Here is a 12,665-nt window from a genome sequence, read left to right as displayed (position 1 = left end):
AAAGTGGGAGGCAGGCGCCGCAGCGCCCCCTCCGTTGCACAGGGGTATTACTGCTTGGCGCCGCCGAAGGCGACTTTGGTGGTGCCGCTGGTGTAGATACCCGCCAGGGCCTCGGCGTTGTTGCCGTAGAACTGGCCTTTGATCTGATTGGAACGAGCGAATGACCCATTGGCTGCGATGGTAGTGCCCGCGAAGTTGATAGATCCTACGCTACCCGCCAGCGTGCCGGAGCCGCCGCCATAGTTGGCGGTCAGCACACCACTGGTCACGCCGGCGGCCGTACCTGGGTTGTACTGGTTGATGCCCACGACGTTGTACTTGGCATTGACCAAGGCCGGCATGCTGGTAGTTGGATTTTCGCCAACGAACCAGACCGTACGGTTGGCATGCGACAGGTTCAGGTCAGTGCTGTTGGTCGGCTGGGTACCGCTCTTGGCTGGCGCCCACTCGCCGAAGTACACCTCGGCACCCGATACCTTGGCGATGACTTCACCGCCGAATTGCGGGAAGCCGGGGGACGGCGCTGCGATCTGGCGATAGGCATAAACCTCGGTATTGTAGGCAGCCTTGTTTTTCCAGGTCTGCGAGGTAATTACGCCTGTACCGGGGTTGGTGATGAGCGCCGAGGTGGTGCCATAGCCGCTGAGAAGCGCATTGGTTTGAGCAATAGGCCCTGCCTTGAAGCTGACAACGGCTGAGGTGCTCGCGGTAGCGCCGGCTACCGTTGGCATAGCGATACCCGCTGTGCCTACTGCCATCAAGTTCGAAGGCAGTGCCTGCACATAAGTCGAAGAGGAACCACCGCTGACCGTAGCGGCAAATGCACCGGAGGTCACCAACGACAACGCTGTCATTACAAATAGTTTTTTCACAACACTCTCCTTGTCATAGTTTATGAACAACGCTGTTTTACAAAAAACAGCAAAAAATCTAGAAACGTGCAGTCAGCCCCATCTTGAGCGTGCGCCCGGGCGCTGGCATGACCGTGCGCGCCAACGGGTCAAGATAATATCGATTGGTTATATTGTTGACGCCGAAGTCGACATCAATATTCTTATTGATATGCAGCGTCGCATACGTATCGAATACCCAAATAGGGTGCCACTCGTAAGGCTGATTGATGCCTTTGACCATATCAAGATTCTGCTTGATCCACTTAGCCTCTTCCTTGTTCTTCGCGCTGCTGTGATAGACCATGCGTGCGCCGATCTCCAGGCGCTCATCGAACAGGCGCATGCCGCTGTCCAGGTTCAAAGAATAGTGAGGCTGCAAGCTGGTCCTGGAGAACGTCGTCGGGAAGCCACCGGTTACACACTCCTTGACCCGCCCATAATAGGGATCAACGGTGCTGGCCATGTCTTTGTCGCACAGGCGCTGATCCAGTCGATAGCTGGCACCAAAACTGCTGAAATACTTACCGGTATCAAAGCGTGTTTGCAACTCGATACCTGACAGCAGCTTTTTTTCGTACTGGATAATATTGTAGGAAAAATCCCTGTCGATATAATCCTTGATCTCACTCTTGTAATAATTGATGCGAAAATCCGCGTTCCTCCACTCGGGTACAAACCCTAGCAGGTCCTGAACGTAACCGACTTCCCAGTTATACGCATGTTCTGGACTCGGCTGATTGGAAGTGATGCTTGAACGGCTACCCGAGAACGCTTGAGTGTCTTCGTAGATTGTGGGAAAGCGAATGAACTCGACATACCTTGCGTACACCCTGGCACTGTCACTCAGCTTGAGGGTCACCCCTGCCATCGGCGCCCAAGCGCTGTCTCTGCGTTTCTTCGGCTTGGCCCAACGCTCATCCTCGGGTATCTGCTGGTATACCCCACCGCTTGAGGGTGCTTTCAAATAACGGGCAACCGTGCGGCCACTGCCTTGAGCATTGGCTACCTGTTCACTAAAGTTAATGGTGCCGTTGGTGAATGGATTTGCACTGCTGTCCAACCGCGTGCCTTTGAGCGGAACCTGCGCCACCTCGACGGGACCGTAATAAACTCCATCTACAGTAGCATTCGCCAGTTCGCCGGCAACAGCTTCCTCAATTTCAGCTGGGTTGTCCAACCCCCAACTCTCCACCATGTCCCTCACCGAGGCTTCATAATTTTTGGCCTCTTCGTCGCTGAGCAGCTTGACATATCCAAAGTCACGGATGGTCTGATAACTGTTAACACCCCAACCTTCAACTTGCCCTTTGCGATTCTCATCCAGCGTCGTATCGAACGAGTTGTAATCGCTGTAACGCGCCCCCGCCGTAAACGTCAACCACGGCGTTGCAGCCCACTCGTTATTAAAACTAAAGTTATACTGCTCCCGCCTGCCGCCGCGCGGCCCCAAGTAGTTGATGGCGTAGGCAACCACACCACCACTCTCTTGATCGAGATTGTTGCCCTGCTCCAGCTTTTCTTTGCTGAAGTCCCCGGACAGCGTCAGCATCCAACTGTCTGTCAATTGCATTTTATTACCCAGTGTCACCCCCCAACGGTCGTGCTGGGTCACTTGCAGCGCGCGCGAGAACAAGTTGAAGCGCCCGTCGGTGTTGGCTAACTTGTCCGGCATGGCGCTATCGCCATTGCAGCCGAACAGACTGTAGCGACACTGCACATAGTTGTCCCAGGCGGCATCGCCCCTACCGTCAATACCATTGATGGCATATATCTGCTCGCCATTCTGGTAGCGCTTGGAGTCACTCTTGGTCAGCCAGAAACCAGCCTGGAGGTCGACCCAGCGATTATCTTCAGGGCTCCAGCTGTAATTGATTGAAAACGTGTCTTGCTTGACTTCACTGTACGGCAGCTGAAACCCAAAATTGCTGCCACTGGGGACCTGCTTGATGACCTCGTTGATCATGTAAGGGATGGTTTCGCCAAACTCGAGATCGCTGTGCATGTAAGAGAGTTTGATGCGCTGCTCATCAGGCAAGTACAGCGTGCCCTTGAGCAGCGTGGTGCGCATCTCGTTGGACGTGCCCGCTACCTCGCCACCCGGGTTGTAGAAGCTGGCCAGGTAGTTGGCGGAGGTGTCGCCCACTACCGGCGTATTCTCCGCTGTAACGCCCTCATAACCGCTTTCGGATTCGTAACGCTTGCTGCCCTTCTTGCCGCTGAAATAGTTCCCCTTTTTGCGATAGCTGTAAGCGCCAAGCAGGTCGAAATTGTCCTGGCGGGTCGCGGCGGCAATGCGGTAGGCATTGTCCTCGAAGTCGAAGTCATCCGACCGGGAGTCGGTATGCGGGGTGTAACGGGTACCGCCGCCATTGGCGAAATAAACGGAAGTGCCGCCGGTATACGCGCCTTCGATATCGCGGTAGTCGCGGCCGAAGCTGCGCATGCCGTCTTCATTGGGCGCTACCGAATTGCTTGCGGTTTCGCTCTTGAGCTCGAGCCCGTAGGTCTCGCCTGGCCGGACGATATCCTCGGCGTCCAGCGTGCGGATCTCCACCGAGCCACCGATGCCACTCTTGACCCCAGCGGTCAGCGATGGCCCTTTCTCCACCGAGATGCCGCCGATCATGTTCGGATCGACGTAGTTGCGGTTGGAGACCCCTGCCGAGCCCAGCCACACAGAGGTCGATTGCTCGGTACCATCCACGGTAACCGGGATCCGCCCTTCGCCCTGGATGCCGCGAATGTTCGGATCAAGCGCGCCGCTGTTGCGTGACTCGCCGCTGTAGACGCCATTCAAGCCCTTGAACAGGTCACCAACACTGGTGCCCTTGTAGCGCTCGATATCTTCCTTGCCGACATAAACGTTGGAGACGTCCTTGCGGTAAACGTCGTTCTCGCCCTTCTCGGTCTGGTCCTCCCATTCACCTTTGACCTCCAACGCTTCCAGCACCTGCAGGCCCTGCTGCGAAGTACCTGGCCTGCTCAGCTCATCCTCGAAACCTGCCGGCAGCTCGATCTCGATGGCGCCCATATTCGGCGCGGACGCCTGAGCTCCCGGGGCGTTTTCCTCGCCCAGTGCTGCTGGGCTGGACAGTGTCAGCAGGATCGACCACGCCAACGGCTTGAGGCGCATTGGCGATGGCGGTGGGGTGAGCAAAGACATGGCGAGACCTGTATTTATCGTGACATGGCAGTTTCATGGCCGCTGAATCGCGGCGCAGTGATACTAACGATAAATGCAAATGAATCTCGTTTAGATTGATATGCGAAAACAACAAAAATCTATGCGCACAGCCCGACCACGTCGCTAGCGCTTCTTGCCGAAAATCGACTTCGGCGCCCGGCCGAAGTAGCGGGTAAAAGCCACGGTGAAATTGTTCGGATATTTGTAGCCCACCTGCCAGGCGGCCTGGGCCACTTGCTGGCCGGACTCGAGCAGGGTCATCGCCTTGCGCATGCGCATGTCCAGGAGCATGCGCGCCGGGGTCGAGTCGAACAGGTGACGAAAACCCTCCTTGAGCTTGTGCTCGTTCATCCCCACCGCCGTGGCCAAGTACTCGACCGTCAGAGGCTGATGCAACTGCTCGCAGAGCAGGTTGCGCGCACGCTCGATGCGCTCGACGTCGCTGCTGCTCAGCGCCGAGCTGATGCTGTCCTGCGGCGCCAGCAGATTGAACTGTTCGGCCAACAGACTCAGCGTATGGATGTGCAGATCAAGGCGGTTGGCCGGGTTCAGCAGGCCTGGCTGCAGGTAGCGCACCAACGCCGCGGCATGCGCCTGCGCGGCTTGCGAGTTTGGGCGAAAGTCGAGGCGATGCAGATGCCCGGTACCCAGCACCTGCGCCGCCCGCTCCTCGCCGACGTACTTGCACAGGGTCTGCTCATCGATCACCAGGCGCAGCTGCGAGGCGGTTTGATTGGCCTGATAGCGGCGCTCGCCGGGGGTCGCCTTGAACGCCGTGATGGTGGTGTGGCCAGCCTCGAAAGCGAGGTGGTTGCCATCCTTGCCAGTGAACCCCGATTTACCCTGCAAGCCAATCGTCACCACCATCACATGGCCGTCATGCGGGCCGCAGGTCTCTTCGATCAAGGGGCGCAGCGGGTGGTAATGCAAGCGCCCCAGTGACAGGCCCCGCTCCAACTGCAACAGCTCGGAGTGGCACTGGCCAAGGTCCTCGCTCAGCTGCATGCGCAGGCGCCCATCAGCCAACACGCTGCGCTCGCGCGCTTGATCCAGACCGAGACGGCAACTCCCTTTCAATGTGCTCATGCTGACTTCCCTGAAGGTCCGCGAGCTCGCGTCGCATAGGAACGGCTCCGACTCGCATACTTATACTGAATGATTCTCATTTAATATATATCACCTTTATCAGTGATTCGGCCATGCCTTGTTTCGTTTCATACAAGCGGCCACTACAGGGAGTTACCGTGCCTCAATCTGCGAAGCCACACTGCTGCCGCGTACACCTGAGCAACCCAGCGGGTGAACGATGACTTGCAACTACCAGGACCTGCGTAGCAGTCACCCCCTCCAGGCCTGCTGGGACCTGCAACTGGGCGGCCTTGGCGCCGATGCCCTGCGGGTAGCCCTTGAGTACGGCGTGTTCGACCAGTTGCGCCAGTTCACCAGTGCCCGGCACACGGCAGAGGCGCTGGCACTGGACCAGCAAGCCACCAGTTATCTGCTGGAGCTGCTGTGGTGCCAGGGCCTGCTCGAGCGCAACGAGCAGCAGCCTGCGCTGTATCGCAACCTGCCCACCGCCGAACGCCACCTGCGGGCCGAGGCCGACGACTACTGCGGCGATGCCCTGCTGTTCCGCCATCAGGTACTGCGCCAGACCGGCAGCCAGCTCGGCGACTACCTGCGCAGCGGTATGGCGACGCCGTCCGCCAGCCCACAGGCGATCGCTCGCAGTTGGGCCAACGCCGCTCGCCTGCAGATCGCTCAGGAGCAACGCGCAGTTACCACCGAGTTGGCCTGCGCGCTGATCGAGCGCCTGCCCGAATGCGCCCAGTTGGAACGTGTGCTTGACCTCGGCGGTGGGCCGGGGCTGGTCGCCATCGCACTCGCCGAACGCTTGCCGAACCTGACCGGAGTGGTCTTCGAGTACCCCGAGGCGGCCGCCGTGGCGGACGACAACATCCAGCGCGCCGGGCTTGGCGAGCGTTTGCAGGCACTTGGCGGCGACCTCAACGACGACGACATCGGCAGCGGCTTCGACCTGATCTGGTGCTCGTCGGTGCTGCACTTTGTCCACAACCTGCCCGCCATGTTGCGCCGCCTGCACGCCGCCCTGCGCCCCGGCGGGCTGCTGGTGTGCTGCCAGGCCGAGGTGCCCAGCGAGCGCGCTGCGGCAGCGCAGGTCCTGCCGTACTACCTGCACATGCGCCTGCAAGGGCGCCACGTACTGGCCGAGGGTGAAATGGCGCACCTGCTTCAGGCCGAGGGCTTCAGCGCGGTACAGCAACTCAACGGGCTGCGTTTTCCGGTCACCCCGGTGAACGCCGTCATCGCTCGCAGACCTCAGGGATAACGTGATGAATCGCACTCGAATCGCCGGCCTGCAACTGCTGTTTGGCTGGCTCAACCTGGCGCTGGCGGTGCCCAGCATCTACCTGATGTTCGGCATGCCGCTGGTAATGCGCCAGTACGGCTGGAGTGGCACCGAGATCGGCCTGTTTCAACTGGCTGGGCTGCCGGCAGTGTTCAAGTTCCTGCTCGCCGTACCGGTACAGCGGGTGCGCCTGGGAAACGGACATTTGGTGCACTGGATGCTGTTGCTCGGCGCCCTGCTGCTGGCCCTGTATTGGCTGATTGGTCGGCATGACTTGATCGAACAGCGTCTGGCGCTGTTCACCATGACCTTCGCCATCAGCATCATCGCCACCTGGATGGACATCCCGCTGAACGCCCTGGCCGTGCAGTGGCTGCCACGCAGCGAACAGCTGCGCGCCGGCAGCATTCGCTCGGCGGCATTGTTCATCGGCGCAATCGTAGGTGGTGGCGCGATGTTGCTGGTTCAGTCCCGGCTGGGCTGGCAGGCGCCGTTTCTGTTGATGGCCGCTGCGTTGGTGCTGGGCCTGCTGCCATTGCTGGTCTTGCGCAAACGGGCACAGGCGGCTACCAGCGAACCTGTCGAGCCACCTGGCCTGGTCGCCGAGTGGATGAGTTTCTTCGCTCAGCCCGGTGCACGCCAATGGAGCTGGGTGTTGCTCAGCGCGTTCCCGTTCATCGGCGCCGCCTGGCTGTACCTCAAGCCGTTGATGCTTGATCAGGGCATGGCCATGGAACAGGTAGCCTGGCTGGTGGGAATCGCCGGCGGCGCCACGGGCGCCATATCGAGCCTGCTGTCTGGCCGGCTGATACCGGTGCTTGGCACGGCCCGGGCGATCCTGTGCTACCTGCTCGCCGCCCTGCTGGCGCTGCTGCTGTTGACCGTCAGCGTATGGCTGCGACTGGGGCCTGCCTGGCTGACCGCCAGCGTGCTGCTGCTCGCGGCAAGCATGGGCGCGGTGTCCGCGCTGATGTTCGGCCTGACCCTGTGCTTCAGCCGTCGCGGCAACACCGCCAGCGACTACGGCCTGCAGTCCAGCCTGTTTGTCATCAGCCGTCTGGCTGTGCCGGTTGCCGCCGGGCTGCTGCTTGATCGGCTGGGCCAGCACGGCATGCTGGCCTGCCTCAGCGCAGGTCTGCTGGTGGCGCTGCTGCTGGCCTGGCGGGTGCGTCACAGCATCGCCGGCAGCACCGCCGCTGTGCTGGCGAGCGAGCGTCACACCGCAGTGGGCCTGGCTCGCGGCATCAGCGAGGGTAAAGCATGAAGCAGCAAACCGTCGGCATCTGCCTGGTCAGCGGCGACAGCGCGCTGCGCGACGATGTGCAAGCTGTGCTGGATCGGCTCAACCACTGGCTAGGCCACGAGACTCCCGCCGCCAGCCAGTCATGGCCGGACAACGACCCACAGTGCCTGTACCGGCAGGTCGCCGAGCAGGCTCAGGCGTACGTTCGCGAGCATGCCGAGAGCCATGGCTTGTATCTGGATCTGCAGGTATTCGGCAGGGCCGAGGCGGCACGCTCGGCCCTGCACAGCGAGCATGCCAGCGACAGCGATTATGTGCTGTTCGATACGCGCCAGCTGGCGCCGCAACCAGCCAGCGACCCATTGCTCGAACTGCTCGCAGCCCAGCCCCAAGCCAAACGTTCGCCCAGCTCTGCGCTGCTGCTGTGTAACGCAGACGATCTTGGCCACTGGCTCAACCGGCTTGGCGGCAACCGCCTGCTGAGGGTGCCACACGCCGACCAGGCGCTGCGCCGGGCTGATCTGTTGCGGCTGTTTGTCGATCACCTTGAACACGCCTACTTCAACCGCCTGCTGGCCCGCACCACACTGCAATCGAATGAACCGGTGGCACTGGCCCGGGATATCCAGCAACGCATGAACGCACGCTGGACCGGGCAATGGGACTGCCACTTCTTCACCGGTTCCATGGTTGCAGGCTTCATCGACTCCATGGGCGCGCTGCTCAAGGGTAGTGGCTGTGGTTTCCATACCGCCAGCAACGAGCACGCCCTGGCCGTCAGCGCCATGGCCGGCTGGCAACTGTACCGACGTGCCTACGTGATCGTGATGACCTCGGGGATGCTCGACGAGATGCGCGGCACGCTCGCCAACCTCAAGCGTGCCGGGGCGCCGGGGCTGGTGATCTGCGCCGACTCGGCGGCAAGCGTCTGGTACGCCTTCCAAGGCACTGTGGACAACGACAACGACGGTCATCAGGTGATTGCCGCACGCGGCCTGTGGCAGCGTTTCATCCAGCGCCCGGAGCAATCGCGCAGCTGCGTTGAGGCCGCCTTTGCCGCGCTTGACGGGCAACCCGCGCCGACCTTCCTGTTCGCCACCCAGGCGGTACTCGAATCGCGAGTCGACACCGGCCCACAGCAACACCTGGCAGCTACTGCAACGCCTGCACAATCGCTTGACCCTGGCCAGCAGGCGGCCCTGGCGCAGGTGCTCGAGGTACTCAACAACGAACCCGCAGGCATCCTCTGGCAGTGCGGCAGGCTGACCGAGTGCGAGCGCCAGCGGGTCATGGCCCTGGCCCAACGCAGTGGCATCGCGCTGGCCGACAGCATCATCGCGCCTGGCAGCGTCACCGCCTATGCCGATCAGGAGCCGGTGCTCAACTATCTTGGCCCGCTGTCGATGTACGGCTTCAGCCGGCGCATCCATGCCTTCCTCGAACAACCCGAGACCGAGCATGGCAAGCCCTGGCTGTTTTTCATCAAAAGCAAGATCGACCAGTCAGCCACGCCCTACTCCGAGGGCCGCCTCAAGCGCCTGTTCCACATCGCTCAGGTCAACCGGCGCCGCGAGCACATTGCGCCTTTCACCGAGCTGGCGGTGGACCTGCCGCTGACCACCCTGCTTGATTATCTGGAACAGCACCTGGCAGTCCCGCCAGCGCTGCTCAAGGCCCGGCGCGAGCGCCTGCAACAGCTGCAACGCACCCGTGAGGCGCTGCCAAGCGACCAGATCGAAACCTTGCCGATGACGCCGAACTTCTTCTTTCACCGGCTTGGCCAGCTGCTGGCCGAACTGATCGAGGCAGACGGTTATCGCTACACCGGCGTGTATGACGTCGGTCGCTGCAGCATCTCGGCGATGCGCAACCTGCCCCGCACCGATGCTGGCTTTTCCGGTTGGTACGGCCGGGCATTGATGGGCGATGCGTTGATGTCGCTACCCTACATCGCCGTCAATAACCGCCAGCACGTGCTCGCCTTCATCGGCGACGGCGCGCGGGCACTGGTGCCGGACATCGAACAGCGCCTGGCAATGTCCTTGGCCAGCAGCGCCGATGGCAGCCAACGCAACGTCACCGTGATGTACCTGGCCAATGGTGTGCTGTCGATGATCCAGACCTACCTGGATAAACGCTACGCCTGCCACGGCGCCGCTCAGGTCAATGTGCCGGTTGCCGACGGCCCACTCTGGCAGGAGCAGGCTTTCGGCCCTATCAGCGTGTGCCGCGCTCGCCTCCTGCAGTTCTGCCCGACCACCCTGCGCCAGGCCCTCACCACCCCTGGCCGGCTCAACTTCTTCGACGTCTGGCTTGGCCACAATTCGGAGGGCGATGGCTTGAGCCTGGTCTCCGAAACGGCCTGGAGCCGCCTCAACACAGAGACCCTCTGATGAAATTCGGATTCATTGCTCACCCCACCTCCACCGGCCTGCTGCATCAGGTCAAGCTGGTCGACATGCTTGAACGTACCTTGGGCGAACAAGCCTGGGGCTACAGCAGCGCACGCTGGCGCCAGCGCAACCTGGTGCCGTTCGTCGACTTCGGCCGCATCGTCAGCGCCAGCGGTGCCGAGTGCTCGGGGATCCTCCAGTTCATGCCATTGACCGCCGAGCAGATGCTACGCCAGCCCCGCGCCATCGCCGAACGGGTGCTGCAGGGGGTCAATACGCTCAAGGCCGAAGGCGCCGAGCTGGTTGGCCTGGGCGGCTTCACAGCGATTGTCGGCAACCGCGGCGTAGCCACCATGGAGCAAGCCGACGTAGCTGTCACTACCGGTAATTCGCTGACTGCCTACGCCGCCTACATCAATCTGCTGGACAGCCTCGAACTGGTCGGCGTAGCCGCCGAGAACGCCGAAGTGGCGATCCTCGGCTACCCCGGTTCGATCGCCCTGGCCGTGGCACGCCTGCTTGCCGAGCAAGGCTGCCGGTTGCGCCTGGTGCACCGCGGTAGCCCGCGCCAGGCACAGGCACAGTTGGAGTTCCTGCCGGCCCGCTACCACGCCCAGGTCAGCCTGCATGACAGCGTCGAAGACTGCTATGCGAATGTGCGTTTCTACGTGGCAGCGACCTCCAGCGGTGGCCTGATCGACCCGCGTCGGCTGCTGCCAGGCTCCGTGGTGATCGATGCCGCACTGCCCAAGGACGTCATGACCGTTGCCCATTCCCGCAGCGACATTCTGCTGGTCGACGGCGGTCTGGTCTCGGCCAGCCAGGCGGTGCATCTAGGCATGCGCACCATGGGCCTTGAGCCCAAACGCAGCATGAACGGCTGCCTGGCCGAAACCATTATCCTTGCCCTCGAAGGCCGCGCCGAAGCGTTCTCGATTGGTCGCGAGCTGCCGGTGGACAAGGTCCTCGAAATCGGCGAGATCGCCGCGCGTCATGGTTTCACGCCTTCGCCGATGGCCAGCGACGGCGAATCCCTCGGCGTCGATGACTTCGCTCGCCTGCGCCGCCACCATCATGGCCAGCGGCCGGTGCGCGCCAGTGACAGCCGCGATGACCCACTGAGCCTGCGCCGGGAAGTGCTCAACAGCTTTGGCGAACACATCAATCCGGTGCTGCGTGAGTTCTATCGGTTCAACCACATCGAACGGGTGTTCAGCCACGGCGAAGGCTGCTGGCTGACCGACCTGGACGGTCGCCGCTACCTGGACTTCGTCGCCGGCTACGGCTGCCTCAATGCGGGACACAACCATCCAGCGATCAGCCAGGCTCTGCAGCGCTATCTGCAAGAGCAGTTCCCAACCTTCATCCAGTATTCGTCGGCACCGCTGCACACCAGCCTGCTGGCCAAGCGCCTTGCTGAGCTTGCGCCCGGCGATTTGCGCCGGGTGTTTTTCAGCAACTCCGGCACCGAAGCGGTCGAGGCCGCCCTCAAGCTGGCCCTGGCAGCCAGCGACAAGCGCTGCGTGGTGTATTGCGACAACGGCTACCACGGCAAGACCCTCGGCGCGCTGTCAGTGACCGGCCGGGCCAAGCACCGTACGCCGTTCGAACCGTTGTTGCCACGTTGCGACAGCCTGCCGTTCGGTGACCTGCCAGCCCTGCGCGAGCGGCTGGCCAAGGGCGACGTCGCGGCCTTCATCTGTGAGCCGATTCAGGGTGAAGGGGGCGTGATCCTGCCGCCTGAGGGTTATCTGGCCGGGGTGCGTGCACTGTGCGACGAGTTCGACTGCCTGTGGATTCTGGACGAGATCCAGACCGGTCTGGGCCGCACCGGCAAACGTTTCGCCTGCGACTGGGAGGCTACTGCGCCAGACATCATGGTGCTGTCCAAGTCGCTGTCCGGCGGCCTCGTCCCGATCGGCGCGACGTTGGCCAGCGCGGCGGTGTGGCGCCGCGCCTATGGCGACATCGATACCTTCGCCCTGCACACCTCGACCTTCGGCGGCAACAACTTCGCGGCAGCCGCGGCACTGGCGGCGCTGGATGTGCACGAGCAGGAGGACCTCACCGGCAATGCCGCACGGGTCGGCGCGCACCTGCAGCAAGGCTTGCAGCAGGTGGCCGCGCGCTACCCGTTCATCAAGGCGGTGCGCGGCCGCGGGCTGATGCTGGCGATCGAGTTTCACAACGACATGAGCGGCGCCATCGAGGCACTGGTCAGGGAGATGGCAGGGCGGATTCCGGGGCAGCCGGCGGCCATCTACCGCATGCTTTCGAGCAAGGCTCGCCAGCATCTGCAGGCGGCCATGGTCGAGCTCGAGCAGAGCCTGGAAGACATGTTCGTACTGCGCCTGATGACCAAACTCTCAGAGGAACACGGCATCCTCACCTTCGTCACCGCCAACAACAACCGGGTGATGCGCATCCAGCCTCCGCTGGTATTGAGCATGGCTGAAGCAGAGGGTTTCCTGCAGGCGTTTGCCAGCAGCTGCGCCGACCTGGCGACCTTCGAGTCATGAATCAGGCGCGGCGGCCGCAGTGCACAGCAGGTGCGCAGGCGGCCGCCGCAGCGCTTCAGCAC

The 12,665-nt window shown here is 62.1% G+C and carries 7 protein-coding genes; 4 read left to right on the top strand and 3 right to left on the bottom strand.

Features of this window, described 5'->3' with window-relative positions; translation table 11 throughout:
* Positions 1 to 47 precede the first annotated feature (47 nt).
* From K3F44_RS22345 to K3F44_RS22335, 3 genes are all read right to left on the bottom strand, one after another.
* Positions 48 to 872: a Slam-dependent surface lipoprotein gene (locus tag K3F44_RS22345; RefSeq protein ID WP_220632991.1), complete on the bottom strand. Its 825-nt coding sequence runs from the start codon at positions 870 to 872 to the stop codon at positions 48 to 50.
* A 58-nt stretch (positions 873 to 930) separates the two neighbouring features.
* Positions 931 to 4,056 carry a TonB-dependent receptor domain-containing protein gene (locus K3F44_RS22340; RefSeq protein ID WP_220632990.1) on the bottom strand — a complete coding sequence of 1,042 codons (3,126 nt, stop codon included), beginning with the start codon at positions 4,054 to 4,056 and terminating at the stop codon, positions 931 to 933.
* 144 nt (positions 4,057 to 4,200) lie between these two features.
* Entirely contained in the window at positions 4,201 to 5,163 is a 963-nt protein-coding gene (locus K3F44_RS22335; RefSeq protein ID WP_220632989.1) for an AraC family transcriptional regulator, read from the bottom strand.
* Positions 5,164 to 5,383: 220 nt separating this feature from the next.
* Between K3F44_RS22335 and K3F44_RS22330 the strand changes: the two genes are divergently transcribed.
* The 4 genes from K3F44_RS22330 to K3F44_RS22315 are packed head-to-tail and all read left to right on the top strand — an operon-like array spanning position 5,384 to position 12,603.
* The gene (locus K3F44_RS22330) at positions 5,384 to 6,427 is read left to right on the top strand and encodes a class I SAM-dependent methyltransferase (RefSeq protein ID WP_220632988.1); all 1,044 of its coding nucleotides are present in this window, start codon (positions 5,384 to 5,386) and stop codon (positions 6,425 to 6,427) included.
* 4 nt (positions 6,428 to 6,431) lie between these two features.
* Positions 6,432 to 7,712, top strand: a complete 1,281-nt coding sequence (locus K3F44_RS22325; protein ID WP_220632987.1) for an MFS transporter — start codon at positions 6,432 to 6,434, stop codon at positions 7,710 to 7,712.
* Positions 7,709 to 10,084 carry a thiamine pyrophosphate-binding protein gene (locus K3F44_RS22320; protein ID WP_220632986.1) on the top strand — a complete coding sequence of 792 codons (2,376 nt, stop codon included), beginning with the start codon at positions 7,709 to 7,711 and terminating at the stop codon, positions 10,082 to 10,084. Before K3F44_RS22325 ends, K3F44_RS22320 begins: the two co-directional genes overlap by 4 nt.
* Positions 10,084 to 12,603: an aminotransferase class III-fold pyridoxal phosphate-dependent enzyme gene (locus tag K3F44_RS22315; RefSeq protein ID WP_220632985.1), complete on the top strand. Its 2,520-nt coding sequence runs from the start codon at positions 10,084 to 10,086 to the stop codon at positions 12,601 to 12,603. Before K3F44_RS22320 ends, K3F44_RS22315 begins: the two co-directional genes overlap by 1 nt.
* Positions 12,604 to 12,665 lie beyond the last annotated feature (62 nt).

This window comes from Pseudomonas sp. S07E 245 (assembly GCF_019599025.1).
GTDB lineage: Bacteria > Pseudomonadota > Gammaproteobacteria > Pseudomonadales > Pseudomonadaceae > Aquipseudomonas > Aquipseudomonas shirazensis.
The sequence above is the reverse complement of the archived record's forward strand: the minus strand, read 5'-3'. Positions and strand labels throughout refer to the sequence as shown.

Bases quoted from the DNA above. Each gene is read 5' to 3' on its own strand.
- K3F44_RS22340 (WP_220632990.1), bottom strand. From the start codon at position 4,056: ATGTCTTTGCTCACCCCACCGCCATCGCCAATGCGCCTCAAGCCGTTG.
- K3F44_RS22335 (WP_220632989.1), bottom strand. From the start codon at position 5,163: ATGAGCACATTGAAAGGGAGTTGCCGTCTCGGTCTGGATCAAGCGCGC.
- K3F44_RS22330 (WP_220632988.1), top strand. From the start codon at position 5,384: ATGACTTGCAACTACCAGGACCTGCGTAGCAGTCACCCCCTCCAGGCC.
- K3F44_RS22325 (WP_220632987.1), top strand. From the start codon at position 6,432: ATGAATCGCACTCGAATCGCCGGCCTGCAACTGCTGTTTGGCTGGCTC.
- K3F44_RS22320 (WP_220632986.1), top strand. From the start codon at position 7,709: ATGAAGCAGCAAACCGTCGGCATCTGCCTGGTCAGCGGCGACAGCGCG.
- K3F44_RS22315 (WP_220632985.1), top strand. From the start codon at position 10,084: ATGAAATTCGGATTCATTGCTCACCCCACCTCCACCGGCCTGCTGCAT.